Here is a 26760-nt window from a genome sequence, read left to right on the forward strand (position 1 = left end):
GGGGCGTCCCAGATGCGCGTCGGTGCGGTTGTTCTCACCATGGGCAACCGCCCCGACGAGCTGCGCGCGCTGCTGGACTCGGTGGCCAAGCAGAACGGCGAGCGGGTCGAGATCGTCGTCGTCGGCAACGGTTCGCCGCTGCCCGAGCTCCCCGAGGGCGTACGGACCGTCGAGCTGCCGGAGAACCTCGGTATCCCCGCGGGCCGCAACGTCGGCATCGAGGCGTTCGGGCCCGGCGGCAGCGAGGTCGACGTTCTTCTCTTTCTCGACGACGACGGACTGCTGGCCAGGGAGGACACCGCCGAGCTGTGCCGGGAGGCGTTCGCCGCGGACCCCGAGCTCGGCATCATCAGCTTCCGGATCGCGGACCCGGACACCGGCGAGACCCAGCGCCGCCACGTACCGCGGCTGCGGGCTTCGGACCCGATGCGCTCCTCGCGGGTGACCACCTTCCTCGGCGGTGCCAATGCGGTCCGCACCACGGTCTTCCAGGAGGTCGGCGGGCTGCCCGACGACTTCTTCTACGCCCATGAGGAGACGGACCTGGCCTGGCGGGCGCTGAACGCGGGGTGGCTGATCGACTACCGGTCGGACATGCTGCTGCTGCACCCGACCATGGCCCCGAGCCGGCATGCGGTCTACCACCGGATGGTGGCCCGTAACCGTGTGTGGCTGGCCCGCCGTAACCTTCCTGCCGTGCTGGTTCCCGTCTATCTCGGCGTCTGGTTCCTGCTCACCCTGGCCCGTCGTCCCTCCTGGCCTGCGCTGCGGGTCTGGCTGGCAGGTTTCAAAGAGGGCTGGACGAGCCCTTGCGGCGACAGGCGTCCCATGAAGTGGGCTACCGTTTGGCGACTGACCCGACTGGGCCGCCCTCCCGTCATCTGACAAGCTCGTATCCGAGAGCATCAGACGCGTTGCGGGGCGTGACCCCGGCAGCGCACATTGAGGACGAAAGTGTCAACTGTGAGCGAGACAACGCACGACAGTGCGGTCGCCATGAGTGCCCCGCCAGCTTCCGACGAAGGGCTCACCGCGGCCCAGCGGGCCCAGAAGTACGGGCTGTCGCAGAGCGGTGCGCGCCCGAGCCTGCCGGAGTACGTCCGGCAGCTGTGGGACCGGCGGCACTTCATCTCGGCGTTCGCCAGCGCCAAGCTGACCGCGCAGTACAGCCAGGCGAAGCTGGGCCAGCTCTGGCAGGTGGCGACGCCGCTGCTCAACGCGCTCGTCTACTTCCTGATCTTCGGCCTGATCCTGAAGGCCGACCGGGGCATGGACAAGCACATCTACATCCCGTTCCTGGTCACGGGCGTCTTCGTCTTCACCTTCACGCAGAGCTCGGTGATGGCGGGGGTCCGCGCCATTTCGGGCAACCTCGGCCTGGTGCGGGCGCTGCACTTCCCGCGGGCGACGCTGCCGATCTCGTTCTCGCTGCAGCAGCTCCAGCAGCTGCTGTTCTCGATGATCGTGCTGTTCGTCATCGCGATCGGTTTCGGGAGCTATCCGAGCCCGTCCTGGCTGCTGATCATCCCGGCGCTGGCCCTGCAGTTCCTGTTCAACACGGGCCTGGCGATGATCATGGCCAGGCTGGGCAGCAAGACCCCGGATCTCGCGCAGCTGATGCCGTTCGTGATGCGTACGTGGATGTACGCGTCCGGCGTGATGTTCTCGATCCGGGCCATGCTCGCGGAGAGCCCCGAGTGGGTCGCCAACATCCTGCAGTGGAACCCCGCCGCCATCTACATGGACCTGATGCGCTTCGCGCTCATCGACGGCTACACCCACGAGAACCTGCCGCCGCATGTCTGGCTGTTCGCGCTCGGCTGGGCGGTGCTCGCCGCCGCCGGCGGGTTCATCTACTTCTGGAAGGCTGAGGAGCGCTACGGCCGTGGCTGACGACATCAACCCCCAAGAGGGGCGCATCCCCACCGTCATCGCCGATGAGCTGCACATCGTCTACCGCGTCAACGGCGCGAAGACGGGCAAGGGCAGCGCCACCGCTGCCCTGAGCCGCATCGTCAAGCGCGGCGGCGATCGCGGCGTACGCAAGGTGCACGCGGTCAAGGGCGTCTCCTTCACCGCATACCGGGGCGAGGCCATCGGCCTGATCGGCTCCAACGGCTCCGGCAAGTCCACCCTGCTGCGTGCCATCGCGGGCCTGCTCCCCGCCGAGAAGGGCAAGGTCTACACCGACGGCCAGCCCTCCCTCCTCGGGGTCAACGCGGCGCTGATGAACGATCTGACCGGTGAGCGCAACGTCATCCTCGGCGGGCTCGCCATGGGCATGAGCCGCGAGCAGATCAAGGAGCGCTACCAGGAGATCGTCGACTTCTCCGGCATCAACGAGAAGGGCGACTTCATCTCGCTGCCGATGCGCACCTACTCCTCCGGTATGGCGGCCCGGCTGCGGTTCTCCATCGCGGCGGCCAAGGACCACGACGTCCTGATGATCGACGAGGCGCTGGCCACCGGCGACCGCAAGTTCCAGAAGCGCTCCGAGGCCCGCATCCGCGAGCTGCGCAAGGAAGCCGGTACGGTCTTCCTGGTCAGCCACAACAACAAGTCGATCCGGGACACCTGTGACCGGGTCCTGTGGCTGGAGCGCGGTGAGCTCCTGATGGACGGTCCGACGGACGAAGTGATCAAGGCGTACGAGAAGGAGACGGGCAAATAGCCCCGCCTTCCTGACCCGGTCCGCTCCCGAAGGCCTCCGCGAGTCCGGCTCGCGGAGGCCTTCGGGTGTGACCGCGCGCGTTGACAGAAGGTCAACTCTTCGGGCGCCGGGAACGGTTGGTTCGTTGCCGAGACCGGCCTGGTCGCCGACCGGGGCCGCGGTACCCCCGCGTACGCGGGCGAGACGTGCAGCGTAAGCTGTACGGGTACTGAACATCACAAGTGGTACAAGTGGTAAAAGTCGGGCAATGCTCACCTGAGCGGGCGAAGGAAGGCTCGTTCAGGGCGCGCCGTGACCTGCGGCGTGTCCGAAATGGGATGTTTTAGCTTGGCGGTGTAGAACGGGAGACGTGACGGCAATGGCTACTGGTTCGCTCCGGCTCCGAAACGCGCCGGGCAGCCCGCGGTGAGCGAAGGGGAGGCGTTGACGCGCACCGTCATCCATCGGCGGGCGCGGATCACCGGCGGGCCGGCCGACGCATCGTCGCGCAGCACGCTCGACAAGGCCGCGCACGAGAATTTCCCGGTGGCTCCTTTCTTTTTGCCCCGCGCCTGGCGAGCAGACCTGATCGCCGTCTACGGTTTCGCCCGGCTCGTCGACGACATCGGCGACGGCGACCTCGCTCCGGGCGGCGGGGATGCCGTCCTCCTCGGCCTGGACCGCTCGGCGACCGAGGACCGCATCGCGATGCTGGACGCCCTCGAGGCGGACCTGCACCGCGTCTTCAGTGACCGCGCCCCCGGCCCCAGCCACCCCTTGATGCGCCGCCTGGGCCCGACCGTCCGCCGCTGCGGTCTCACCCCCGAGCCCTTCCTCGGCCTGATCGAGGCCAACCGCCAGGACCAGGTCGTCAGCCGCTACGGCACCTATGACGACCTCGCCGCCTACTGCGAGCTGTCCGCCAACCCCGTCGGCCGCCTCGTCCTCGGCATCACCGGCACCACCAGCCCCGAACGCATCCGCCACTCCGACCGGATCTGCACGGCGCTGCAGATCGTCGAGCACCTCCAGGACGTGGCCGAGGACCTCGGGCGCGACCGCATCTACCTCCCCGCCGAGGACATGAAACGTTTCGGGGTCACCGAGGCCGATCTGGCCGCCCCGACAGGGGGCGCATCGGTGCGCGCGTTGATCGCCTACGAAGCCGAACGCGCCCGTGACCTGCTGGATCAAGGCACCCCGCTGGTGGGTAGCGTCCACGGCAGACTCAAACTGCTGCTGGCCGGCTTCGTCGCCGGCGGACGCGCCGCACTGCAGGCGGTCGCGGCCGCCGATCACGACGTACTCCCTGGACCGCCCAAGCCGACCAAGCTCAGCCTGCTGCGCGAGGTGGGGGCGACATTGCGAAGAGAGGGGTGAGCCGGACCGTGGAGGCAACCGCACACGCGTCCGCGCCGGTGCTCGCTGCATATCGCTACTGCGAGGCCGTCACCGGGCAGCAGGCGCGAAACTTCGCCTATGGCATCCGGCTCCTGCCGACCGACAAGCGACAGGCCATGTCGGCGCTCTACGCCTTCTCCCGCCGGGTCGACGACATCGGCGACGGCACCCTGGAGGCACCCGCCAAACAACAGCGCCTGGAGGACACCCGCGCACTGCTGGCCCGTATCAGGGACGGCCGGATCGCCGACGACGACACCGACCCGGTGGCCGTCGCGCTGGCCGACACCGCCCGGCGCTTCCCCGTGCCGCTCGACGCGCTCGACGAGCTGATCGACGGCGTGCTGGCGGATGTGCGCGGGGAGACGTACGAGACCTGGGACGACCTGAAGGTCTACTGCCGCTGTGTCGCCGGGGGCATCGGCCGGCTCTCGCTGGGGGTGTTCGGCACGGTGCCCGGCGCACCGGACGCCGAGCGCGCCCCCGAGTACGCCGACACGCTCGGCCTCGCCCTCCAACTCACCAACATTCTCAGGGACATCCGCGAGGACGCGGACAACGGCCGTACCTATCTCCCCGCCGAGGACCTCGCCAAGTTCGGCTGCTCGGCGGGCTTCCACGGACCGGTCCCGCCGCCCGGCTCCGACTTCACCGGCCTGGTGCACTTCGAGGTCAGGCGCGCCCGCGCGCTGTTCGCCGACGGCTTCCGGCTGCTGCCGATGCTCGACCGGCGCAGCGGCGCCTGCGTGGCCGCGATGGCCGGCATCTACCACCGGCTGCTCACCCGGATCGCCGAGGACCCCGAGGCGGTGCTGCGCGGCCGGGTCTCGCTGCCCGGCCGGGAGAAGGCCTTCGTCGCGGTGCGCGGGCTGTCCGGCCTCGACGCGCGCGCGATCGGCCGCCGTGAGTCCGTCAGGAGGCGCGGATGATCCACCGGGCAACCCTCCGCGGGACGTCTGCGTCCCTTCCTGCGGTATGGGGAGAGATCACATGACATCGGCAGCCAGGCCGTCCGGCCGCCCCGAGGGGGCGGCCGCCGTGGTCATCGGCGGCGGCCTCGCGGGCACCACGGCGGCGCTCGCGCTGGCCGACGCCGGCCTGCGGGTCACCCTCGTCGAGGGCCGGCCCCGGCTCGGCGGACTGGTTTTCTCCTTCCGCCGCGACGGCGCCGCGGGCGAGCTGACCGTCGACAACGGCCAGCACGTCTACCTGCGCTGCTGCACCGCCTACACGGACTTCCTGAAGCGGATCGACGCCGACCGCCTGGCGCCCCTCCAGGACCGGATGGACGTCCCCGTCCTCGACGCCGACCGGATGCGGCTCGGCCGGCTGCGCCGCACGGCCCTGCCCGTACCGCTCCACCTGGCGCAGAGCCTGGCCACCTACCCGCACCTCTCGCCCGCCGAGCGCGCCGGAGTCGTCCGCGCCACCCTCGCCCTCAAGGGCCTGGACCCGGCCGATCCCGCCCTGGACGGCGTGGACTTCGGCAGCTGGCTGCGGCGCTACGGCCAGTCGTCCCGCGCCATCGAGGCGCTGTGGGACCTGGTCGGCATTGCCACCCTGAATGCCACCGCGGACGACGCCTCCATGGGCCTGGCCGCCAAGGTCTTCAAGACCGGACTGCTCTCCGCGCCGGGTGCCGCCGACATCGGCTGGGCCCGGGTGCCGCTCGGCGAGGTGCACGACACCCTCGCCCGCAGGGCCCTGGAGAAGGCCGGCGTACGGATCCGGCTGCGCACCCGCGCCGAGGCCGTCTCCCGCACGGACGACGGCTGGCAGGTCTCGGTGGCGAACGGCCCGCACGGCCGCGAGCGGCTGGCCGCCGACGCCGTCGTCCTCGCCGTACCGCAGCGCGAGACGCACGGCCTGCTGCCCGACGGCGCGCTGGCCGACAAGGACCGGCTGCTGGAGATCGGCACCGCGCCCATCCTCAACCTCCATGTCGTCTACGACCGCAAGGTGCTGCGCCGCCCCTTCTTCGCCGCCGTCGGCTCCCCGGTGCAGTGGGTCTTCGACCGTACGCACGCCTCCGGGCTCGCCGGCTCGCCCGACGGTGCGGGGGGCCAGTATCTGGCCGTCTCCCAGTCCGCCGCGCAGGCGGAGATCGATGATCCGGTCGCCAAGCTCCGCGCCCGCTATCTGCCCGAGCTGGAGCGGCTGCTGCCCGCCGCCCGGGGCGCGCGGGTCACCGACTTCTTCGTCACCCGCGAGCGCACCGCGACCTTCGCGCCCGCACCGGGCGTCGGCAGGCTCCGCCCCGCCGCCCGCACCCGAACCCCCGGCCTCTACCTGGCCGGTGCGTGGACCGCCACCGGGTGGCCCGCGACCATGGAAAGCGCTGTTCGCAGCGGCACCGCCGCCGCTCGCGAGGCACTCACCGAACTCGGCTTCCCCCAGGGCCAGTTGCCTCAGGAGGCGGCATGACCACGAGTACGACGCGTATCACGAGTGCTCGCACGAGCACGAGCATCGGAAACAGAGGAGAAACCGTGAATCCGGCTTCCCCAGCTATCGACACCGCGAGCGTCACCGCGCTGCTGGAGCGCGGGCGGACACTCGCCACTCCCGTGCTGCGTGCTGCCGTCGGCCGGCTCGCTCCTCCCATGGACACCGTCGCCGCCTACCACTTCGGCTGGATCGATGCCGCGGGCAACCCCTCGACGGGCGACAGCGGCAAGGCGGTACGGCCCGCCCTCGCCCTGCTGTCGGCGGAGATCGCGGGCGCGGCCCCCGAGATCGGCATCCCCGGCGCGGTCGCCGTCGAGCTGGTGCACAACTTCTCGCTGCTGCACGACGACCTCATGGACGGCGACGAACAGCGCCGGCACCGCGACACGGTCTGGAAGGTGCACGGCCCCGCGCAGGCGATCCTGGTCGGCGACGCGCTGTTCGCCCTCGCCAACGAAATACTGCTGGAGCTGGGCACCGTCGAGGCGGGCCGGGCGACCCGCCGGCTGACCGTGGCCACCCGCAAGCTGATCGACGGTCAGGCCCAGGACATCTCCTACGAGCACCGCGAGCGGGTCACCGTCGAGGAGTGCCTGGAGATGGAGGGCAACAAGACCGGCGCGCTGCTGGCCTGCGCCGTCTCCATCGGTGCGGTCCTCGGCGGCGTCGACGACCGCACCGCCGACACCCTCGAGAAGTACGGCTACCACCTCGGCCTCGCCTTCCAGGCCGTCGACGACCTGCTCGGCATCTGGGGCGACCCGGAGGCCACCGGCAAGCAGACCTGGAGCGATCTGCGCCAGCGCAAGAAGTCGCTGCCGGTCGTCGCCGCGCTGGCCGCGGGAGGCGACGCCTCCGAGCGCCTCGCCCGTATCCTGGCCGCCGACGCCAAGAAGACCGAGACCGAGATCGCCGACTTCACCGAGGAGGAGTTCGCCTCCCGGGCGGCCCTGATCGAGGAGGCCGGCGGCCGCGAGTGGACCTCCCAGGAGGCCCGCCGCCAGCATGCCACCGCCGTCGCCGCGCTGGACGAGGTCGACATGCCGGAAAAGGTCCGTGCGCAGCTGGTCGCGCTCGCGGACTTCGTCGTCGTACGAGAGAGATGATCACCATCGACACGCGGATCGACATGCAGAGCGATACGGACTAGTTCGCAGTTGCCGGCCGGCGCCCAGCCGGGCGCCGGCCGACGGAATCCCTGAGCTGAGCCTTGACCGTTCACTGCAGAAGGGGAAGCCATGACAGCGACGACCGACGGAAGCACCGGGGCGCTGCCGCCCCGGGCCCCTTCGGCCAGCGATGCCACCGCCGAGAAGACCGACCTCACCGCCGCGCGGCGCGCGAGTGCCCGCGCTGCCGACCATCTGCTCTCCCTCCAGGACCCCGCCGGCTGGTGGAAGGGTGACCTCGAGACCAACGTCACGATGGACGCCGAGGACCTGCTGCTCCGTCAGTTCCTGGGCGTACCGGACCGCAAGCTCACCGAGGCGGCCGCCCGCCACATCCGCGGCGAGCAGCGCGAGGACGGCACCTGGGCCACCTTCTACGGCGGCCCCGGCGAACTCTCCACCACCATCGAGGCCTATGTGGCCCTGCGCCTCGCCGGGGACGCCCCGGACGCGGCGCACATGGCCAGGGCCGCCACCTGGATCCGCGCACACGGCGGTATCGCCGCCGCCCGGGTCTTCACCCGTATCTGGCTGGCCCTCTTCGGCTGGTGGAAGTGGGAGGACCTGCCCGAACTGCCACCGGAGCTCCTCTACCTCCCCAAGTGGGTCCCGCTCAACATCTACGACTTCGGCTGCTGGGCGCGGCAGACGATAGTGGCCCTGACCATCGTCTCGGCCAAGCGCCCGGTCCGCCCGGCGCCCTTCGCCCTCGACGAGCTGCACGCCGATCCGCGCCGCCCCAACCCGCCGCGCCCGCTCGCCCCCGTCACCAGCTGGGACGGCATCTTCCAGCGCCTCGACAAGGCGCTGCACCTCTACCACAAGGTCGCCCCGCGCCGGCTGCGCCGCAATGCCATGCGCACGGCAGCCCGCTGGATCATCGAGCGCCAGGAGAACGACGGCTGCTGGGGCGGCATCCAGCCCCCCGCCGTCTACTCCGTCATCGCCCTGCACCTCCTCGGCTACGACCTCGACCACCCGGTGCTGCGCAGCGGCCTGGCGTCGCTGGACCGCTTCGCCGTATGGCGCGAGGACGGCGCCCGGATGATCGAGGCCTGTCAGTCCCCGGTCTGGGACACCTGCCTGGCGACCATCGCGCTCGCCGACGCCGGGCTGCCCGCCGATCACCCGCAGCTGATCAAGGCCGTCGACTGGATGCTGGACGAGCAGATCGACCGGACCGGCGACTGGGCGGTGCGAAGACCCCAACTCCCCTCCGGGGGATGGGCGTTCGAGTTCGAGAACGACAACTACCCGGACATCGACGACACCGCCGAGGTGGTGCTGGCGCTGCGCCGGGTCGAGCACCCCGACCCCCGGCGGGTCGACACCGCGGTACGCCGCGCGGTGCGCTGGAACCTCGGGATGCAGTCCAAGAACGGTGCCTGGGGCGCCTTCGACGCCGACAACACCAGCCGGTTCCCCAACCGCCTGCCGTTCTGCGACTTCGGGGAGGTCATCGACCCGCCGTCGGCCGACGTCACCGCCCATGTCGTCGAGATGCTCGCCGATGTCGGCCGCAGCCACGATCCGCGCACCCGCCGCGGTATCGAGTGGCTGCTGGCCGAACAGGAGCCCAGCGGCGCCTGGTTCGGGCGCTGGGGCACCAACTACGTCTACGGCACCGGATCCGTACTCCCCGCGCTCGCCGCGGCCGGTGTCCCCGCCTCGCACCCCGCCGTCCGCCGGGCTGTGAGCTGGCTGGCGCGGGTGCAGAACGACGACGGCGGCTGGGGCGAGGACCAGCGGTCCTACCGGGACAGGGCGTGGGCCGGGCGCGGCGCGTCGACCGCCTCGCAGACCGCCTGGGCGCTCATGGCGCTGCTGGCGGCCGGGGAGCGGGAGAGCGAGGCGGTACGGCGCGGGGTGCGCTATCTGGTCGGCACCCAGCGGGAGGACGGCTCCTGGGACGAGCCGTACTTCACCGGTACGGGCTTCCCCTGGGACTTCTCCATCAACTACCACCTCTACCGCCAGGTCTTCCCGCTGACGGCCCTGGGCCGCTATGTCCACGGCGGACCGGCCGATGCGCCGTTGGGGGACTGATGCCGAGGCCCGCCCCCGCAGCCGCCGGTCCGCCGCTGCTGATCGCCTGCGCGCTCGGCATCGAGCGGTTTGCGCTGCGGGGCGGGAGGGAGCGGAGCAGTACCCGCCCGCCGGTGGTCACCCTGCGGACGGGCATGGGCCCCCAGGCGGCCGAGCGCGCCCTGGAACGCGCGCTGTGCGAGGGCGCCGCCACCGCGCGGTCACCGGTCGTGGCCAGCGGCTTCTGCGCCGGGCTCGCGCCCGGGATGCGGCCCGGGGACGTGGTGGTCGCCGAGACCACCCGCGACCACCGGCCCGGCGCCCGGGACATCGTCTGCCGTGACAACGGCCCCCTTCTCCAGGCCCTGAGGCAGCGCGGCCTGACCGTCCACACCGGCCTGCTGCGCGGCTCCGACCACATCGTCCACGGCGCGGAGCGGGCCGCACTGCATGCCTCCGGCGCGGTCGCGGTGGACATGGAGTCCGCGGCCACACTGCGCGCCGCACACCGCGCGGGAGCCCGTCCGGTTGCGGCCGTCCGGGTGGTCGTGGACGCTCCAGAACATGAACTCGTACGGATCGGCACGGTACGCGGTGGAATATCGGCCTTCCGTGTGCTGCGCTGCGTTCTTCCTGTCCTCTTCGAATGGCACCGTTCTTTGCCGCTCCCCAGGAGGTGAGCCAGATGGCCATGCCGCTTCGCCAGACCGTCCGGGTCGGGACCTATCTCTTTGAACAGAAAGTGCTGCGGCGGCGCGAGAAGTTTCCGCTGATCGTCGAGCTGGAGCCGCTCTTCGCCTGCAATCTGAAATGCGAGGGCTGCGGGAAGATCCAGCACCCGGCGGGCGTTCTCAAACAGCGGATGCCGGTGGCGCAGGCGGTCGGCGCGGTGCTGGAGTCGGGTGCGCCGATGGTCTCCATCGCCGGCGGCGAGCCCTTGATGCACCCGCAGATCCACGAGATCGTGCGGCAGCTGGTGGCCAAGCGGAAATATGTCTTTCTATGCACCAACGCGGTGCTGCTGCGCAAGAAGATGGACAGCTTCCGGCCCTCCCCGTATTTCGCGTTCGCGGTGCACATCGACGGGATGCGGGAGCGCCACGACGAATCCGTCGCGAAGGAAGGCGTTTTCGACGAGGCGGTGGCGGCCATCAAGGAGGCCAAGCGGCGCGGCTTCCGGGTCACCACCAATTCCACGTTCTTCAACACCGACACTCCGCAGACCATCATCGAGGTCCTCAACTTCCTCAACGACGACCTCCAGGTCGACGAAATGATGCTGTCGCCCGCCTACGCCTACGAAAAGGCCCCCGACCAGGAGCACTTCCTGGGCGTCGAGCAGACCCGGGAGCTGTTCAAGAAGGCCTTCGCGGGCGGCAACCGCCGCCGCTGGCGGCTCAACCACAGCCCGCTCTTCCTCGACTTCCTGGAGGGCAAGGCGGACTTCCCCTGCACGGCCTGGGCGATCCCCAACTATTCGCTCTTCGGCTGGCAGCGGCCCTGCTATCTGATGAGCGACGGTTACGTCCCGACGTACCGGGAGCTCATCGAGAAGACCGACTGGAGCAAGTACGGCCGGGGCAAGGACCCGCGCTGCGCCAACTGCATGGCGCACTGCGGCTACGAGCCCACCGCCGTCCTGGCCACCATGGGCTCCCTGAAGGAGTCGCTGCGGGCGATCAAGGAAACCGCCGGCGGAAACCACGGCTGACCCATGGAGGGGGACCGGACATGACCCTGCTGGAGCACATCCGAGAGCCGCGCGACCTCAAGGCGCTGCCCGTGGAGCGCATGGACGAACTCGCCGAGGAGATCCGGCAGTTCCTCATTCAGGCCGTCGCCCGCACCGGCGGCCACCTGGGACCCAATCTGGGCGTGGTCGAGCTGACCATCGCCCTGCACCGGGTCTTCGACTCGCCCGCCGACCGCATCCTGTGGGACACCGGCCACCAGTCCTACGTCCACAAGCTTCTGACAGGACGGCAGGACTTCTCGAAGCTACGGGCCAAGGGCGGCCTGTCCGGCTATCCGTCGCGCGCCGAGTCACCGCACGACATCATCGAGAACAGTCATGCCTCGACGGTGCTGAGCTGGGCCGACGGCCTCGCGAAGGCCAACCAGGTCCGCGGCAGGCAGGACCATGTCGTCGCCGTCATCGGGGACGGCGCACTGACCGGCGGCATGGCCTGGGAGGCGCTCAACAACATCGCCGCCGCCAAGGACCGCCCGCTGATCATCGTCGTCAACGACAACGAGCGCTCCTACGCCCCCACCATCGGCGGCCTCGCCAGCCACCTCGCCATCCTGCGCACGACCGACGGCTACGAAAAGTTCCTGGCCTGGGGCAAGGACGTCCTCCAGCGCACCCCGGTCGTCGGCCAGCCGCTCTACGAATCGCTGCACGGGGCGAAGAAGGGCTTCAAGGACGCCTTTGCGCCGCAGGGCATGTTCGAGGACCTGGGCCTGAAGTACGTCGGCCCGATCGACGGACACGACATCGAGGCCGTGGAATCCGCGCTGCGCCGCGCCGCCGGATTCCACGGCCCGGTGCTGGTGCACTGCCTCACCGAGAAGGGCCGCGGCTACGGGCCCGCCCTCGAGGACGAGGCGGACCACTTCCACACCGTCGGCGTGATGGACCCGCTGACCTGCGCGCCCGTCACCCCCGCCGAAGCCCCCTCCTGGACGTCCGTCTTCGGCGACGAGATGGTGCGGATCGGCGCCGAGCGCCCGGACGTCGTCGCCGTCACGGCCGCGATGCTGCAGCCGCTCGGGCTGAAGAAGTTCGCGGAGGCCTTCCCGGACCGTGTCTACGACGTGGGCATCGCCGAGCAGCACGCCGCCACCTCCGCCGCGGGCCTGGCCACCGGCGGACTGCACCCGGTCTTCGCCGTCTACGCCACCTTCCTCAACCGGGCCTTCGACCAGGTCCTGATGGATGTCGCACTGCACCGGTGCGGCGTCACCTTCGTCCTCGACCGGGCCGGCGTCACCGGCACCGACGGCGCCTCCCACAACGGCATGTGGGACCTGTCGGTGCTGGGCGTCGTACCGGGGCTGCGGATCGCCGCGCCGCGCGACGCCGACCAGCTCCGTGCCGAACTGCGCGAAGCCCTGGACGTGGACGATGCGCCGACCGTCATCCGCTACCCCAAGGCGACGGTGGACGACCCGATTCCCGCCGTCGGCCGGATCGGCGGCGTCGACGTCCTGCACCGGGCACCGCAGCCGGACGTCCTGCTGGTCGCGGTCGGCGTGATGGCGCCGGTGTGCCTGCGGGTCGCCGGACTCCTCGCGGCGCGCGGGGTCGATGCGACGGTCATCGACCCGCGCTGGGTCAAACCGGTCGACCCCGCCATTCCCGAGCTCGCCGCGCAGCACGCCATGGTGGCCGTCGTCGAGGACAACTCCCGTACCTGCGGGGTGGGTTCGGCGATCGGCCAGGCGCTGCGCGATGCGGAGGTGGACGTACCGCTGCGGACCTTCGGCATCCCCGAGCAGTTCCTGCCGCACGCCAAACGCGGTGAACTGCTGGCCGACCTGGGGCTCACCCCGGCCGAGATCGCCGGTTCGATCAGCGCCGCGCTGGCCCGCAGCAACCCCGCGCCGCCTCACAAGGAGAACGCCTCGTGAGCGGGTTCGACCTGGCCGGACTGCTCGCCGAGCGCGGCGGCGAGCGGTACGACCTGCACGCCCGCCACCTCAACCACCAGCTCCCGCGGATGCTGCACGCCATCGGCTTCGACAAGGTCTACGAGCGGGGCGAGGGCGCCTACTTCTGGGACGCCGACGGCCAGGACTACCTCGATATGCTCGCCGGCTTCGGTGTGATGGGCCTCGGCCGCCACCATCCCGTCGTACGCCAGGCGCTGCACGACGTCCTGGACGCCGGCCTCCCCGACCTCACCCGCTTCGACTGCCAGCCGCTGCCCGGCCTGCTCGCCGAGAAGCTCCTGGCCTACGCCCCCCACCTGGACCGCGTCTTCTTCGGGAACAGCGGCACCGAAGCCGTCGAGACCGCCCTGAAATTCGCCCGCTGCGCCACCGGCCGGCCGCGCATCCTCTACTGCACCCACGCCTTCCACGGCCTGACCACCGGCTCGCTCTCGGTCAACGGCGAGGACGGTTTCCGCGACGGCTTCGCCCCGCTGCTGCCGGACACCGCCGTCGAGATGGGCGATCTGGCCGCGCTCGAACGGGAGCTGGCGCGCGGCGATGTCGCGGGCTTCGTCGTCGAACCCGTCCAGGGCAAGGGCGTGCACCCCACTCCGCCCGGATTCCTGCGCGCCGCACAGGAGCTGCTGCACCGGCACCAGGCCCTGCTGATCGCCGACGAGGTCCAGACCGGTCTCGGCCGCACCGGTGACTTCTTCGCCTACCAGCACGAGGAAGGCGTCGAACCGGACCTGGTCTGTGTGGCCAAGGCGCTCTCCGGCGGCTACGTCCCGGTCGGTGCGACGCTCGGCAAGGACTGGATCTTCAAGAAGGTCTACTCGTCCATGGACCGGGTGCTGGTGCACTCCGCGAGCTTCGGCTCCAACGCCCAGGCCATGGCCGCCGGTCTCGCGGTGCTCACGGTGATGGAGGACGAAAAGATCGTTGCCAACGCCCGGCGGACCGGCGATCTGCTGCGCGCGCGGCTGGCGGCGCTGACCGGCACCTACGAGCTGCTGCATGAGGTCCGCGGCCGCGGCCTGATGATCGGCATCGAGTTCGGCAGGCCCAAGTCCCTTGCGCTGCGGGGCCGTTGGCGGATGCTGCAGACCGCCCGCAAGGGGCTGTTCGCGCAGCTGGTGGTGGCGCCGCTGCTGCAACGCCATCGCATCCTCACCCAGGTCTCCGGCGACCGCCTCGAGGTGATTAAGCTGATTCCGCCGCTGATCATCGGCGAGGCGGAGGTAGACCGGTTCGTCGAGGCGTTCACGGCCGTCATGGACGACGCCCACAACGGCGGCGGCCTGATGTGGGACTTCGGGCGGACGCTGGTCATGCAGGCGGTCGCCAACCGCTGACGACTCCGGGGGATGCGATGTTTGCCGCGACGACGGTACGGGCCGTCAACGATCTGACGGCCCGCTGGGCGCGGGACGCGGTGGGGGAGCAGGGCACGGCCCTGACCGCAGCGGGGCTCTGGCCGCTGCTGGCCCTGCTCGCGGGCCCGGCGGACGGGCCGGCCCGCAAGGAACTGGCCGAGGCGGTCGGTGTGGAGGCGGAGGACGCCGTACGCGAGGCGAGCGCGCTGCTCGCCGCGCTGACCGCGGCCGACGGCGTCGACGCCGCGCTGGGCCTGTGGACCCAGCGCATCCTGGAACTGCGTCCGGAGTGGCGCGACAGCCTTCCGCTGGACGTCCACGGCGAGCTGACCGGCGACGCGCGCGCTGACCAGGCGGCCCTGGACGCCTGGGCGCGGCGGCACACCGACGGCCTGATCGAGCGGATGCCCGTACGCGCCGGCGCCGACATCCTGCTCGTCCTGGCGAGCGCGCTGCTGGTCCGTACGACCTGGGCCGGCCGGTTCCAGGAGTTTCCGCTGCGGCCGGACGAAGGGCCCTGGGCGGGGCGGGAGCTGACGGGCCTTTCGCGCATCAGGAGGGACCCGGAGGAGATACGGGTGCACCACACGCCGGCCGGTGCGCTGACCGCGGCGGAGGTCGCCGGCGACAACGGCCTGGACGTACACCTGCTGCTCGGCCCGGCCGACATGCCCGGCGGGGAGGTGCTGCGCCATGGCGTGGCGGCGCTGGGCGGGGCCTATCCGGCGGTGTCCGGTACGGCGCTGAGCGACGGTGCCGGACCGGGTGTGCAGGTGCGGACCGTGACGAGCTTCGACGACCGGCCGATCGTGAAGCTGAAGTGCGTGGGCTTCACCGTCGATGCCGAGCACGATCTGCTGGAGCGGGCGCAGCTGTTCGGGCTCGCCACGGCCACGCATGCGGCGCGGGGGCATTTCCCCGGGATCAGCCCGCAGCCGCTGGCCGTGTCGTCCGCCCGGCAGACGGTCACCGCGACCTTCAATGCGCTGGGCTTCCGGGCGGCGGCCGTGACGGCCGTCGGGATGCGCGCGGGTGCGGTGCCGCGTAAGGAGTCGCAGATGGTCACGGTGACCTTCCAGCGGCCCTTCGGATTTCTCGCGGTGCACCGGGAGTCGGGGCTGGTGCTGGTCGCGGGCTGGGTGACCGACCCGGACAGGTGGTCGGGCCGGCCGCAAGGGCGCTTCGAGGGCCGGCCACGGCCGGTCGGTGCGGGCAGAGGCCCGGCGGCTTCGCGCTGATCCGCCGGGCCGTCACCGGCGTGTGCCGGGGCTCGGTCCCCCGGTGCCCCGGGGCTCAGTCCGTCAGCAGCCGGTCGCGCAGCCGCTCGCGGGTCGCCGGGGCCAGCCCGAGGCCGTCGGCCAGGTACTTCTCGGTGGAGCCCCAGGTCTGCTCGATCGTCTCGAAGGCGGCCGCGAGGTAGTCGGAGTGCGCCCCGAACAGCGGCGAAAGCAGCTCCATGACCTCCGGCGACATCCCGACCGCGGAGTTGTCGGAGCGGCGGATCTTGTAGCGGCGGTGCGGCTCGTTGGACTTGAGGTAGTCGGCCTCGATGGCGTCCCGCTCCACGCCGACGGCCAGCAGCGTCACCGCGATGGACAGACCCGCGCGGTCCTTGCCGGCCGCGCAGTGCATCAGGGCGGGGACGCTGTCCTCCGCGAGGGAGTGCAGCACCCGGCTGTGGTCCTCGGTGCGGGTGGTGATGATGTGCCGGTAGGTCTCGGACATCCGCGCCGCCGCCTTGCCGTCGCCGAGGGTGACCCGGAGCTGGTCCAGCTGCCCGTCGCGCACCATCGCCCAGAATTCGGCGCCGTCGGCCGGGTCGGTGAGCGGGATGTTCACGTTCCGTACGCCGGGGAGCGCGACATCGGGGCCCTCGAGCTTGATGTCCGCGGCATTGCGGAAGTCGAAGACGGTGTGCAGCCCGAGGCCGCCGAGGAACGCCGCGTCCGCCTCGGTCGCATGGGCGAGGTGGCCGCTGCGGAACAGTCGCCCCTCCCGGACCCGACGCCCGTCCACGGTCGGCAGCCCGCCCACATCGCGGAAGTTGCGGACCTCCGCGAGCTCGAACTGGTCCTGTGGGACCTGCGGCGTCTGCGTCACGGGCGCTCCTTCGGTTCGGCCGCCGACGCCGGCCGTCGGCGCGGCGGGGCACGTCCGACGATACGACATCGATGCAAGGGGCAATCACGCCGCAACGGAGCCGTGGTAAGGCCCCCGCGGAGGACCGCCCATGGAGCGATGATGAAGCAGTCTGTGATCGTTCGTTATTCCCGCTTGGGAAGAATTTGACCTGGTGGCATTAATCACCTCCCGTCAACCCCTGGTTACGGTGGCGTAAGTCACTTCTCAAGGTGAAGTATGTCCTGACGTGGCAGACGATTCGAAGAACATCAACAGAGGCGCCCTTGGCGCCATCGGGTCGTACGCAGCCGTCGGGGACAGCTTCACCGAGGGGGTCGGGGATCCCGGCCGTGACGGGGCGTACATCGGTTGGGCGGACCGGCTCGCGGTCCTCCTGTCGGACCAGCGGGAAGAGGGGGACTTCCGCTATGCGAACCTCGCCGTCAGGGGGCGGCTGCTCGACCAGATCGTCGAGGAGCAGGTACCCCGGGCGAAGGAGCTCGCCCCCTCGCTGGTGACATTCTGTGCCGGCGGCAATGACATCCTGCGGCCGGGCTCGGACCCGGACGCGGTGGCCGAGCGGTACGAGCGCGCGGTCGCCGATCTGCGGACATCGGTCGGAACGGTGCTGCTGTGCACCGGGTTCGACACCCGGGGCGTGCCGGTGCTCAAGCATCTGCGCGGCAAGATCGCGACGTATACGGCACATGTGCGGGCCATCGCGGACCGGCACGACTGCCCGGTTCTCGACCTGTGGTCGCTGAAGTCGGTGCAGGACCGGCGGGCGTGGAGCGACGACCGGCTGCATCTGTCGGCCGACGGGCACACCCGGGTGGCGCTGCGCGCGGCGCAGGTGCTCGGGCTGAATGTGCCGGCCGACCCGGACCAGCCGTGGCCCCCGGAGGCGGAGCGGTCGGCCGCCGAGGCCCGGCGGGACAACATCCACTGGGCGCGCGAACACCTCGTCCCGTGGATCGGACGCCGGCTGCGTGGCGAGTCCTCCGGCGATCATGTCGAGCCCAAGCGGCCCGATCTGCTGCCGCTGTAGCGGTCCCCGGCGGTCGGTCGGGCACCGTGCGCAGGGCGCGGTGAGGTCCGGCCGGAGGGCATGCGTCAGGCCCCGGTCTCTGCGGAGGGGGACCGGGGCCTCAGTGTGCCGCTGGGCTGTACGGCAGATCGGCCCAGACGATCCGGCCGCGGCCGCTGTCGTCGGGGCGCGTTCCCCAGCTTTCCGAGAGGGCGCCGACGAGGAAGAGGCCTCGGCCGCCCTCCTTGTCCAGACTGCCGGGCTGGGCGTGCGGTGCCGAGACTCCCGGACCGCCCTCGTCGGTGATCTCGATGCGGAGGTACGACCCGAGGAGGGTCAGCTCACAGCCGACCTTCTCGCTGTCGGTGTGCCGTACCGCGTTGGTGAACAGCTCGGATACCACCAACTCCACGTCGTCGCGGACTTGTTGATCCGCGCCCCATTCACGCAGCAGCGCGATGACCCGCTTGCGCGCCTCGGGGACGGAGGTGCGCCGCGCCGGCAAATGGAACGCGTCCTGGGGGTGCTCAGCGGCATAGCCGCAACAGCGCCCTAACGAAGGAGCGTTTTTGGAGGAAGCCACGACGTAACTATGTGCGATGTTGGTCAACGATGGCAAGGATCATTCTGCAATTTACAGAATCGCATATGCAGTCTGTTCGTCTTCCTGACGACATGACACACTGCTGAACACATAAGTCAGTTGGAGGGGATCAGACGTGGTGGATCCACGTTCGGCCGGAGCGCCGACCGTCCTGCGGGTGGTGCTCGGCAAGCGACTGCAGGACCTGCGCGAGAAAGCGGGACTGTCCTTCGAGCAGGCCGCGCAGGCCCTGGACGTCACCCACGCCACGATACGGCGGATGGAAAAGGCCGAGGTCGGCCTCAAGATCCCCTACGTCGAGAAGCTGCTGGCGACCTATGGCGTCACCGGTCACGAAGAGATCGAGGGCTTTCTCTCGCTCGCCCGGGAGGCCAACAAGCCCGGCTGGTGGCACCGGTTCCGCGATGTACTCCCCGAGTGGTTCAGTGCTTTCGTCAGCCTGGAGAGCGAGGCCAACCTCATCCGGGCCTATCAACCGCACTACGTCCCCGGCCTGTTGCAGACCGAGGACTACGCCGCCGCCGTCCTGCGTGCCGGTATGCCGCACGCCCCCGCCGCGGACATCGACCGCATCGTGGCGCTGCGCATGGAGCGGCAGTCGCTGCTGACCCGCGAGAACGCGCCGCTGCTGTGGGCGGTCATGGACGAGACCGTCCTGCGGCGCCCGATCGGCGGCCCGAAGGTGATGCGCGACCAGATCACCCGGCTCATGGAGGCCACCTCGCAGCCGAACGTCCGGCTGCAGGTCATTCCCTTCGCTTCCGGCCCGCACCCCGCGATGTACGGGCCGTTCCACATTTTCCGCTTCCCGATTCCGGAGCTTCCGGACATCGCCTACACGGAAAGCCTCGTCGGAGCCGTGTACTTCGACCAGCGCAACGACGTCTCGCAGTTCCTGGAGGCCCTGGACCGGATGTGTGCGCAGGCCGCGCCGGCACACACCACCGGGGCCATTCTGGGTGGCTTTCGCAAGGAGATCTAACCCCCCATGGATCGCATACGCATCTACAACGGCATGCCCGCCAATGAACTGGGCAACGAAGGCTGGCACAAGCCGTGGAGTGGCGGAAACGGAGGCGAGTGCGTCGAAGCCATGCGCCTGAAGGACGGCCGGGTGGCACTGCGCCAGTCGACCGACCCCAACGGCCCGGCGCTGATCTACACCCACCATGAAATGGTGAGCTTCATCGAGGGCGCGAAGGCCGGACACGCCGACTTCCTGCTCACCGCGGCACCGTGCCGGCGCGTGGAGCGGAGGACGGCATGAGCGGGCAGGACGTCCCCCGGGACCTTCCCCGGGACGAGGGCGCAGCGGACGGCTGCGGGGCCCCGGAGATCGGACCCTACGACAAAGGGCCCGAGCACTCCGGCTTCTCCGCCGACGCGATCGACACCAGCAAGGCGCACCCGGCCCGGATGAACGACTACTACCTCGGCGGCTGGGACAACTACGAGGTCGACCGGGAGGCCGGGGACCGGGTCCTGGCCATGCACCCCCAGGTCCGCGAGAGCGCCGTCGCCAACCGCGCGTTCCTGGGCCGGGCCCTGCGGGAGCTGACCGGCGGCGGCATCCGCCAGATCATCGACATCGGTACGGGCATCCCCACCTCGCCCAACGCCCATGAGATGGCCCGCGAGGTCGCGCCGGACACCGTTGTCGTGTACGTCGACAACGACCCGATCGTCGCCACCCACGCCGGGGCCCGGCTCACCAATGCGGAACGCACCGCCTTCGTGCTCGCCGACCTCCGCGACCCGAAAGCGATCCTGGACCACCCCGACGTCCGCGCGCTGATCGACTTCGAGCAGCCGGTGGCACTGGTCATGTGCATCGTCCTGACCTTCCTCCGGGACGAGGACGATCCGGCCGCCTGCGTCGCCGCTTTCGCCGACGCACTGCCGGCCGGGAGCCATCTCGTGCTGACCCACTCCACCTACGAGCCCTACGAGGGGTACGCCGAGGGCCGGGTGGAGGAGTGGAAGCGGACGGCCGTGGAAGAGGTCTACCAGGGGTCGGCCGCCCCGCTCACGCTGCGGTCCAAGGCCGAGGTCACCTCGCTCTTCGGCCCGTTCACCCTGCTCGAGCCGGGTGTCGTACGGGTGCCGCTGTGGCGGCCGGACGGCGAGGTGCCCGGCGCCGCCGAGCTCAACGACATCGTGTTCTACGGCGGGGTGGGCAGAAAGGACTGAGGCGGCGGGGCCCGGCCGGCCGGTCCGTCCGACGGCCCGTCAGCCCCGGCAGAGCACCGCGGCCAGCACCCGGTCGAGCTCCGCCTCCGGGTCGGCCGCCATGCCCTCCGCCCGCCACGCCACGAACCCGTCGGGGCGCACCAGCACCGCGCCCTGGGGCGTGGTGCCGTGGACCTCGGCCCAGTCGGCGCCCTTCTCGGGGGCCAGATCGTCCTCGGGACGGGTGCCGATGCTGTACGAGGGGAGGGGGACCGACCAGCGCTCGGCGGCGTTCGCGGCGGCGGCGCGCCAGGCGGCGCCCTCCGGGCCGGTCAGCAGGACCAGCGTCTTCTCGTAGAGGTCCAGCGTCGACTGCCGCACGCCGGCGCGCTGCAGCCACATGTGCGGGGCCCGGGTGCCGGGGGCGCCGGTCAGCTGCATCCGGGCCGGGACGACCGGGAGTTCGGGGGCGGTGCCGAGCACCGCGCCGCGCGGATAGCTGTAGCCGAGTGCGACGGTGAGCACCCCGCTCTGCCGGCCGCCGCCCGCGCCCGGAGCCGCGGCGTAACCGGGGTGGCTGTGCTCGGCGGAGCGGGCCGAGGCGCGGGCGCTGGTCGCGCTCGCGACCGGACGGCGCTCGGTCTCGTACGTGTCCAGCAGCCCCGGACCTGCCCAGCCGTCCAGTACGGCGGCCAGCTTCCAGGCGAGGTTGTGTGCGTCCTGGATGCCGGTGTTGGAGCCGAACGCCCCGGTGGGTGACATCTCATGCGCCGAGTCCCCGGCGAGGAAGACCCGGCCGGCCGTGTACCGCTCGGCGACACGTTCGGCAGCATGCCACGGGGCCTTGCCCGTGATCTGCACCTCCATGTCCAGGACGCCGGTGGCCCGGCGGATGTGGTCGATGCACCGCTCGTCCGTGAAGTCCTCCAGCGTTTCGCCCTGGTCGGGGTGCCAGGGGGCGTGGAAGACCCAGTCGGCCTCGTTGTCCACCGGGAGCAGACAGCCGTCGGCCTCCGGGTTGGTCAGATAGCAGGCGATGAAACGGCGGTCGCCCACCGCGGCGGCCAGTTCCGGAGCTCGGAAGGTGATGCTCACGTTATGGAACAGGTCGCCGGGTCCCGTCTGCCCGATGCCGAGCCGCTCCCGGGACGGGCTGCGCGGGCCGTCGGCAGCGATGACGTAGTCCGCGCGGACGGTGCTGTGCTCGCCGGTCTCCCGGTTCTTCACCACCGCCGTCACCCCCTCCCGGTCCTGGTCGAAGGAGAGCAGCTCGGCGCTGAACCGCAGATCACCGCCGAGCTCGCGGGCACAGCGCACCAGCACCGGTTCCAGGTCGTTCTGGCTGCACAGACACCAGCCGGCGGGGCTGAACTTCGCCAGCCCGCCGCCCGGGTCGATCTCCTTGAACAGCCACTCCTGCTCCTCGCCGGTCAGCGACGGCGCCTGCAGGATGCCGTGGTTGTCCGCCAGTACGGACGCGGCCTCGCGGATCCGCTGCTCGGCGCCCGCAACCCGGTACAGCTCCATCGTGCGGACGTTGTTCCCCCGCCCGCGCGGGTGCCGTGACGTATCGGAATGCTTCTCCACCAGGATGTGCCGTACGCCCAGGCGCCCCAGGAACAGCGAGGCGGACAGGCCCACCAGGGAACCGCCCACAACAAGTACCGGAACCCGCTCTTCTGCCGCTGCGTTCATCGTCTGCTCCAGCTCCTGTGGCACTACGGAGGGGGAGTTTCCCCGGTCGCAGGAGCGCTCGATCATGGTTCACCCGCATGGCTCACAGATATCGCGCGGCCCGGGTACCCCCGCCACGATCGATTCCGGGTCGGCCATCCCCTGCCGCGGGGCCGGTCGTCCCCGTACGCCGGGTCAGTGCCCGGAAGACCTCCGGACCTGACGACGCACCACAGGAGCCAGCCCGCTCCGAGGGAGATGCGTAGACGATGACAACAGTGTCGGAACGAATTTCGCAGTCCGCGTTCGACGGCTCGAGACTCCGGGTCGTCCTGATGCTGGACCTCCAGGACGGCGCCCAGCAGCGGTTCCTCGAAGCCTACGAGCACCTGCGCAACCAGGTGGCCTCCGTCCCCGGTCACATCACGGACCAGCTGTGCCAGTCCATCGAGAACCCCTCGCAGTGGCTGATCACCAGTGAGTGGGAGAGCGCACCGCCGTTCCTGGCCTGGGTCAACAGCGAGGAACACGTCCAGATGGTGCAGCCCCTGCACGACTGCGTACGAAGCACCCGTTCCCTGCGCTTCAGCGTGCTGCGCGAGACCACCAACGCCACCACCCGCGCCCCCGAGCCCTCCAAGGGGCGGCTGCAGGCCGAACCCCGCGTCGGCGACGGTGTGGTCCGCCACGCCCTGACCTTCACCGTCAAGCCCGGCAGCGAGGAGATGGTCGCCGAGATCCTGGCCGGCTACACCTCGCCCGAGGCCCGGGTCGACGACACCACCCGGCTGCGCCGCACCTCGCTGTTCATGCACGGCAACCGCGTCGTACGGGCCGTCGAGGTGCAGGGCGACCTGGTCGCGGCGCTGCGCCACGTCTCGGAACAGCCCGAGGTCCGGGAGGTCGAGGAGGCCATCAACCCGTACCTCGAGCAGGACCGGGACCTGAGCGACCCCAACTCCGCCCGCGTCTTCTTCACCCGGGCCGCGCTGCCCGCGGTACACCACGTCGCGAATGCCGGACCGGAATCCCGCGACGCACGGCGGCACGCGCTGTACTACGCGGCCAAGGAAGGCTGCGGCATGGCGCTGGCCCAGATGCTGGCCCAGCAGGACGAGCTGGCCGCGGACGACCCCACCTGCCCGATCGCCGGCAGCACCGTCTTCCAGCGCGACGACATCGTCGTCCGGCTCATCGACCTCCGGGTCCCCCTCGACGACACCGATCCCGACCTCGTCATCGGCGTGCGCGGTCCCCGCAAGCGGGGCGTCTTCAAGCGCCTGATGGACACCGACGAGGCAGGCGGTCTGACGACCGACCGGGAGCTGGCGCACTTCCTGGCGCGCTCCGACATGGACCTGATCACCGACCGCCGGGCGGCGGACTCCTGACCCGCCGCCGGCCGCCGAAGGCCTCACGTACGACGTCCCACGTCCGACGCCGCCCCGTACCTGGAGGAGCAGCCATGACCACGCACCGCCCACGCATCGTGGACCTCAACGAGACCAAGCCCAACCGCCGGCGCGGAGGCGACCTGCGCGCCATGCTGACACCCACCGCGGTGGGCGCCACCAGCGGCTTCATGGGCATGGCCCTGGTGCAGCCCGGGGAGCGCATCGGCGAGCACTACCACCCGTACTCCGAGGAGTTCGTCTATGTCGTGCGCGGCGCGCTCGAAGTGGACCTGGACGGCGAGCCGCACCCGCTGCGGCCGGACCAGGGCCTGCTGATCCCGCCGTATCTGCGCCACCGCTTCCGCAACGTCGGCGACGAGGAGGCCCGGATGGTCTTCCACCTCGGCCCGCTGGCGCCGCGCCCCGACCTGGGCCATGTCGACACCGAGGAGACGGACGGCACCGCGCCGTCAGGCCCACCGGAACGTACGGAGCCGGTGTCATGACCCGCCGTGTGGCGGTCACCGGTGTCGGGATCGTCGCACCGGGCGGTGTGGGGGTGCCCGCCTTCTGGGACCTCCTCTCCGCCGGGCGCACCGCGACCCGCGGTATCACCCTCTTCAACCCGGAGGGCTTCCGCTCGCGGATCGCCGCCGAGTGCGACTTCGACCCGGCCGGCCACGGGCTGACCGCGGACCAGGTGGCCGCGCAGGACCGGTACATCCAGTTCGCGATGGTCGCCGCCGAGGAGGCCGTACGGAACGCGGGCCTGGACACCGGCGCGGAGAACCGCTGGCGCATGGGCGTGTCGCTGGGCACCGCGGTCGGCGGCACCACCCGGCTCGAGCACGACTACGTCGACGTCAGCCACGTCGGGCAGCTGTGGGACGTGGACCACCGGCCGGCCGGCCGCCATCTGCAGCGGGCGTTCTCGCCCAGTTCGCTCGCCTCCGCGGTGGCCGAACAGGTCGGTGCCCGCGGCCCGGTGCAGACCGTCTCCACGGGCTGTACCTCCGGCCTCGACGCCATCGGCTACGCCTTCCACTCCATCGAGGAGGGCCGGCTCGACGTGTGCATCGCCGGCGCGTCGGACTCGCCGATCTCCCCGATCACGGTGGCCTGCTTCGACGCGATCAAGGCGACCTCCGCCAACAACGACGACCCCGCCCATGCCTCGCGGCCGTTCGACGCCCACCGCGACGGATTCGTCATGGGGGAGGGCGGCGCCGTCCTCGTACTCGAGGAGCTGGAACACGCCCGCGCCCGCGGTGCCACCGTGCACTGCGAGATACGGGGCTACGCCACCTTCGGCAACGCGTACCACATGACCGGGCTCACCCAGGAGGGCCTGGAGATGGCCGAGGCGATCAACCGCGCACTCGCCCACGCGAAGGTCGACAGCTCCCAGATCGACTATGTCAACGCGCATGGCTCGGGCACCCAGCAGAACGACCGGCACGAGACCGCCGCGGTCAAGAAATCGCTGGGTGAGCACGCCTACCACGTGCCCATGAGCTCCATCAAATCCATGGTGGGCCACTCGCTCGGCGCGATCGGGGCGATCGAGATCGTCGCGTGTGTGCTGGCGCTCGCCCACCAGGTCGTACCGCCGACGGCCAACTACGAGACCCCGGACCCGGAGTGTGACCTCGACTATGTGCCGAAGACCGCGCGGGAGCTGCCGCTGCGGTCCGTGCTCTCGGTCGGCAGCGGGTTCGGCGGCTTCCAGTCCGCGGTGGTGCTGACCAGACAGGGTGGGAGGGCCCGATGAGCTCCCTGCATCAGCTGCCACACCGTCAACGACGGTCCGTCGTCACCGGCATCGGTGTCATCGCCCCCAACGGGGTGAGCACCGAGGCCTTCTGGAAGGCGACCAGAGAGGGCATGAGCGTGCTCGACCTGGTCACCCGGGAAGGGTGCGAGAACCTGCCGCTCAAGGTCGCCGGCGAGGTCCGCGACTTCGACCCGGCGGTGCTCATCGAAGAGCGCTACCTGGTGCAGACCGACCGGTTCACGCACTTCGCCATGGCCGCCGCCAACCTCGCGCTGGACGACGCCCGACTGGGCCGTGCCGACTACAACGACTCGCCGTTCGCGGTGGGCGTGGTGACCGCCGCCGGCTCCGGCGGCGGCGAGTTCGGCCAGCGGGAACTGCAGCACCTGTGGGGCCAGGGCTCCAAGCACGTCGGGCCCTACCAGTCCATCGCCTGGTTCTACGCGGCCAGTACGGGCCAGATCTCCATCCGCGGCGGCTTCAAGGGGCCCTGCGGAGTGGTGGCCAGCGACGAGGCCGGCGGTCTGGACGCGCTGGCGCACGCCGCCCACACCATCCAGCGCGGTACCGACGCCATCGTCGTCGGCGCCGCCGAGGCGCCGCTCGCCCCGTACTCGGTGGTCTGCCAGCTCGGGTACGACGACCTCAGCAAGGTCGCGGACCCCGACCGGGCCTACCGCCCCTTCACCGACGCCGCCTGCGGCTTCGTCCCCGCCGAGGGCGGAGCGATGCTGGTGGTCGAGGAGGAGACGTCGGCCCTCGACCGCGGGGCGCCGGTGCGCGCCGTGGTGGCCGGGCACGCCGCGACCTTCACCGGGGCGGCCCGCTGGTGCGAGTCCCGCGAGGGGCTGGTCCATGCGATCACCGGGGCACTGGAGGACGCGCGGTGCGCCCCCGAGGAGATCGACGTGGTCTTCGCGGACGCCTTCGGTGTGCCGGCGGCCGACCGCGCCGAGGCGCTCGCGATCGCGGACGCACTCGGCCGGCATGCCGAGGTGGTCCCCGTGACCGCACCCAAGACCGGCACCGGCCGGGCGTACTGCGGCGCCCCCGTCCTGGACGCGGCGGCCGCGGTGCTGGCGATGGAGCACGGCGTCGTGCCCCCCACCCCCAACGTCTTCGAGGTGAGCTACGACCTCGACCTGGTCACCGGCTCGGCCCGCCCGGCCGAGCTGCGGACGGCGTTGGTGCTGAGCCGGGGACTCATGGGCTCGAACGCGGCGCTGGTGCTGCGCAAGAGCTCCGCCGAGTCCCTCTCGTGAGAAGGAGAA

Annotated in this window: 24 protein-coding genes; 21 read left to right on the top strand and 3 right to left on the bottom strand. The window is 70.9% G+C overall.

What is annotated here, in order from left to right; all coding sequences use genetic code 11:
* The first annotated feature begins 12 nt into the window (after positions 1-12).
* The 13 genes from ADL29_RS26365 (at position 13) to ADL29_RS26425 (ending at position 15964) form a co-directional block, all read left to right on the top strand.
* Positions 13-885, top strand: coding sequence for a glycosyltransferase family 2 protein (locus tag ADL29_RS26365; RefSeq protein WP_053926081.1), 873 nt, complete (start codon positions 13-15; stop codon positions 883-885).
* Positions 886-963: 78 nt separating this feature from the next.
* Complete coding sequence (locus ADL29_RS26370) at positions 964-1893, top strand: ABC transporter permease (protein ID WP_053926082.1); 930 nt, start codon at positions 964-966, stop codon at positions 1891-1893.
* Positions 1886-2671, top strand: a complete 786-nt coding sequence (locus ADL29_RS26375) for an ABC transporter ATP-binding protein (protein WP_046924863.1) — start codon at positions 1886-1888, stop codon at positions 2669-2671. The genes ADL29_RS26370 and ADL29_RS26375 overlap by 8 nt, the downstream gene beginning before the upstream one ends.
* 456 nt (positions 2672-3127) lie before the next feature.
* Positions 3128-4030 carry a squalene synthase HpnC gene (gene hpnC, locus ADL29_RS26380; protein ID WP_053926136.1) on the top strand — a complete coding sequence of 301 codons (903 nt, stop codon included), beginning with the start codon at positions 3128-3130 and terminating at the stop codon, positions 4028-4030.
* On the top strand, positions 4027-4980 hold the full coding sequence (gene hpnD / locus ADL29_RS26385) for a presqualene diphosphate synthase HpnD (RefSeq protein WP_046924862.1): 954 nt from the start codon (positions 4027-4029) through the stop codon (positions 4978-4980). The genes hpnC and hpnD overlap by 4 nt, the downstream gene beginning before the upstream one ends.
* 61 nt (positions 4981-5041) lie before the next feature.
* On the top strand, positions 5042-6475 hold the full coding sequence (gene hpnE / locus ADL29_RS26390; protein WP_053926083.1) for a hydroxysqualene dehydroxylase HpnE: 1434 nt from the start codon (positions 5042-5044) through the stop codon (positions 6473-6475).
* 65 nt (positions 6476-6540) lie between these two features.
* Entirely contained in the window at positions 6541-7605 is a 1065-nt protein-coding gene (locus ADL29_RS26395; protein ID WP_053926084.1) for a polyprenyl synthetase family protein, read from the top strand.
* Between the two features lie 132 nt (positions 7606-7737).
* Positions 7738-9714 carry a squalene--hopene cyclase gene (gene shc / locus ADL29_RS26400; RefSeq protein ID WP_053926085.1) on the top strand — a complete coding sequence of 659 codons (1977 nt, stop codon included), beginning with the start codon at positions 7738-7740 and terminating at the stop codon, positions 9712-9714.
* On the top strand, positions 9714-10373 hold the full coding sequence (locus tag ADL29_RS26405) for a phosphorylase family protein (protein WP_053926086.1): 660 nt from the start codon (positions 9714-9716) through the stop codon (positions 10371-10373). Before shc ends, ADL29_RS26405 begins: the two co-directional genes overlap by 1 nt.
* Before the next feature lie 5 nt (positions 10374-10378).
* Entirely contained in the window at positions 10379-11404 is a 1026-nt protein-coding gene (gene hpnH, locus ADL29_RS26410) for an adenosyl-hopene transferase HpnH (protein ID WP_053926087.1), read from the top strand.
* Between the two features lie 20 nt (positions 11405-11424).
* Complete coding sequence (gene dxs, locus ADL29_RS26415; RefSeq protein ID WP_053926088.1) at positions 11425-13326, top strand: 1-deoxy-D-xylulose-5-phosphate synthase; 1902 nt, start codon at positions 11425-11427, stop codon at positions 13324-13326.
* The gene (locus tag ADL29_RS26420; protein WP_053926089.1) at positions 13323-14705 is read left to right on the top strand and encodes an aspartate aminotransferase family protein; all 1383 of its coding nucleotides are present in this window, start codon (positions 13323-13325) and stop codon (positions 14703-14705) included. Before dxs ends, ADL29_RS26420 begins: the two co-directional genes overlap by 4 nt.
* 17 nt (positions 14706-14722) lie before the next feature.
* Positions 14723-15964, top strand: a complete 1242-nt coding sequence (locus ADL29_RS26425; RefSeq protein WP_063788540.1) for a serpin family protein — start codon at positions 14723-14725, stop codon at positions 15962-15964.
* Between the two features lie 55 nt (positions 15965-16019).
* On the opposite strand, the gene ADL29_RS26430 is transcribed toward ADL29_RS26425, so the two are convergent.
* Positions 16020-16826, bottom strand: coding sequence for a tyrosine-protein phosphatase (locus ADL29_RS26430; protein ID WP_053926090.1), 807 nt, complete (start codon positions 16824-16826; stop codon positions 16020-16022).
* Positions 16827-17094: 268 nt separating this feature from the next.
* On the opposite strand from ADL29_RS26430, the gene ADL29_RS26435 reads away from it, so the two are divergent.
* Positions 17095-17895 (top strand): SGNH/GDSL hydrolase family protein, encoded by an 801-nt coding sequence (locus tag ADL29_RS26435; protein WP_053926091.1) that lies wholly within the window; start codon positions 17095-17097, stop codon positions 17893-17895.
* A gap of 100 nt (positions 17896-17995) precedes the next feature.
* Here the strand turns inward: ADL29_RS26435 and ADL29_RS26440 are convergent, their stop codons facing one another.
* The gene (locus ADL29_RS26440; protein ID WP_046924852.1) at positions 17996-18379 is read right to left on the bottom strand and encodes an ATP-binding protein; all 384 of its coding nucleotides are present in this window, start codon (positions 18377-18379) and stop codon (positions 17996-17998) included.
* A 214-nt stretch (positions 18380-18593) separates the two neighbouring features.
* Here ADL29_RS26440 and ADL29_RS26445 point away from each other — a divergent pair, with 214 nt between their 5' ends.
* Genes ADL29_RS26445 through ADL29_RS26455 form a run of 3 tightly spaced genes read left to right on the top strand, consistent with a single transcriptional unit; the run spans position 18594 to position 20668 of the window.
* Positions 18594-19460, top strand: coding sequence for a helix-turn-helix domain-containing protein (locus ADL29_RS26445; RefSeq protein ID WP_053926092.1), 867 nt, complete (start codon positions 18594-18596; stop codon positions 19458-19460).
* A gap of 6 nt (positions 19461-19466) precedes the next feature.
* Positions 19467-19745 (top strand): DUF397 domain-containing protein, encoded by a 279-nt coding sequence (locus ADL29_RS26450; protein ID WP_046924850.1) that lies wholly within the window; start codon positions 19467-19469, stop codon positions 19743-19745.
* Positions 19742-20668 carry an SAM-dependent methyltransferase gene (locus ADL29_RS26455; protein ID WP_078971300.1) on the top strand — a complete coding sequence of 309 codons (927 nt, stop codon included), beginning with the start codon at positions 19742-19744 and terminating at the stop codon, positions 20666-20668. Before ADL29_RS26450 ends, ADL29_RS26455 begins: the two co-directional genes overlap by 4 nt.
* A gap of 39 nt (positions 20669-20707) precedes the next feature.
* Here the strand turns inward: ADL29_RS26455 and ADL29_RS26460 are convergent, their stop codons facing one another.
* Entirely contained in the window at positions 20708-22342 is a 1635-nt protein-coding gene (locus ADL29_RS26460; protein ID WP_053926093.1) for an FAD-dependent oxidoreductase, read from the bottom strand.
* A 248-nt stretch (positions 22343-22590) separates the two neighbouring features.
* Between ADL29_RS26460 and ADL29_RS26465 the strand changes: the two genes are divergently transcribed.
* From ADL29_RS26465 to ADL29_RS26480, 4 genes are all read left to right on the top strand, one after another.
* Positions 22591-23712 (top strand): SchA/CurD-like domain-containing protein, encoded by a 1122-nt coding sequence (locus ADL29_RS26465; RefSeq protein WP_053926094.1) that lies wholly within the window; start codon positions 22591-22593, stop codon positions 23710-23712.
* Between the two features lie 74 nt (positions 23713-23786).
* Positions 23787-24221, top strand: coding sequence for a cupin domain-containing protein (locus ADL29_RS26470; protein WP_046924847.1), 435 nt, complete (start codon positions 23787-23789; stop codon positions 24219-24221).
* Positions 24218-25486 (top strand): beta-ketoacyl-[acyl-carrier-protein] synthase family protein, encoded by a 1269-nt coding sequence (locus ADL29_RS26475; protein WP_053926095.1) that lies wholly within the window; start codon positions 24218-24220, stop codon positions 25484-25486. The genes ADL29_RS26470 and ADL29_RS26475 overlap by 4 nt, the downstream gene beginning before the upstream one ends.
* Positions 25483-26751, top strand: coding sequence for a ketosynthase chain-length factor (locus ADL29_RS26480; protein ID WP_053926096.1), 1269 nt, complete (start codon positions 25483-25485; stop codon positions 26749-26751). Before ADL29_RS26475 ends, ADL29_RS26480 begins: the two co-directional genes overlap by 4 nt.
* The last annotated feature ends 9 nt before the right edge of the window (positions 26752-26760 follow it).

Origin of the sequence: Streptomyces chattanoogensis (assembly GCF_001294335.1) — a bacterium.
In the GTDB taxonomy this organism is placed as follows: Bacteria; Actinomycetota; Actinomycetes; order Streptomycetales; family Streptomycetaceae; genus Streptomyces; species Streptomyces chattanoogensis.

Excerpts from the sequence above, each read along its gene's own strand:
- shc (WP_053926085.1), top strand. The coding sequence starts at position 7,738 with ATGACAGCGACGACCGACGGAAGCACCGGGGCGCTGCCGCCCCGGGCC.
- hpnH (WP_053926087.1), top strand. The coding sequence starts at position 10,379 with ATGGCCATGCCGCTTCGCCAGACCGTCCGGGTCGGGACCTATCTCTTT.
- ADL29_RS26425 (WP_063788540.1), top strand. The coding sequence starts at position 14,723 with ATGTTTGCCGCGACGACGGTACGGGCCGTCAACGATCTGACGGCCCGC.
- ADL29_RS26465 (WP_053926094.1), top strand. The coding sequence starts at position 22,591 with ATGACAACAGTGTCGGAACGAATTTCGCAGTCCGCGTTCGACGGCTCG.
- ADL29_RS26450 (WP_046924850.1), top strand. The coding sequence starts at position 19,467 with ATGGATCGCATACGCATCTACAACGGCATGCCCGCCAATGAACTGGGC.
- ADL29_RS26475 (WP_053926095.1), top strand. The coding sequence starts at position 24,218 with ATGACCCGCCGTGTGGCGGTCACCGGTGTCGGGATCGTCGCACCGGGC.
- ADL29_RS26470 (WP_046924847.1), top strand. The coding sequence starts at position 23,787 with ATGACCACGCACCGCCCACGCATCGTGGACCTCAACGAGACCAAGCCC.
- ADL29_RS26460 (WP_053926093.1), bottom strand. The coding sequence starts at position 22,342 with ATGAACGCAGCGGCAGAAGAGCGGGTTCCGGTACTTGTTGTGGGCGGT.
- ADL29_RS26405 (WP_053926086.1), top strand. The coding sequence starts at position 9,714 with ATGCCGAGGCCCGCCCCCGCAGCCGCCGGTCCGCCGCTGCTGATCGCC.
- ADL29_RS26455 (WP_078971300.1), top strand. The coding sequence starts at position 19,742 with ATGAGCGGGCAGGACGTCCCCCGGGACCTTCCCCGGGACGAGGGCGCA.
- dxs (WP_053926088.1), top strand. The coding sequence starts at position 11,425 with ATGACCCTGCTGGAGCACATCCGAGAGCCGCGCGACCTCAAGGCGCTG.
- hpnE (WP_053926083.1), top strand. The coding sequence starts at position 5,042 with ATGACATCGGCAGCCAGGCCGTCCGGCCGCCCCGAGGGGGCGGCCGCC.
- ADL29_RS26365 (WP_053926081.1), top strand. The coding sequence starts at position 13 with ATGCGCGTCGGTGCGGTTGTTCTCACCATGGGCAACCGCCCCGACGAG.
- ADL29_RS26480 (WP_053926096.1), top strand. The coding sequence starts at position 25,483 with ATGAGCTCCCTGCATCAGCTGCCACACCGTCAACGACGGTCCGTCGTC.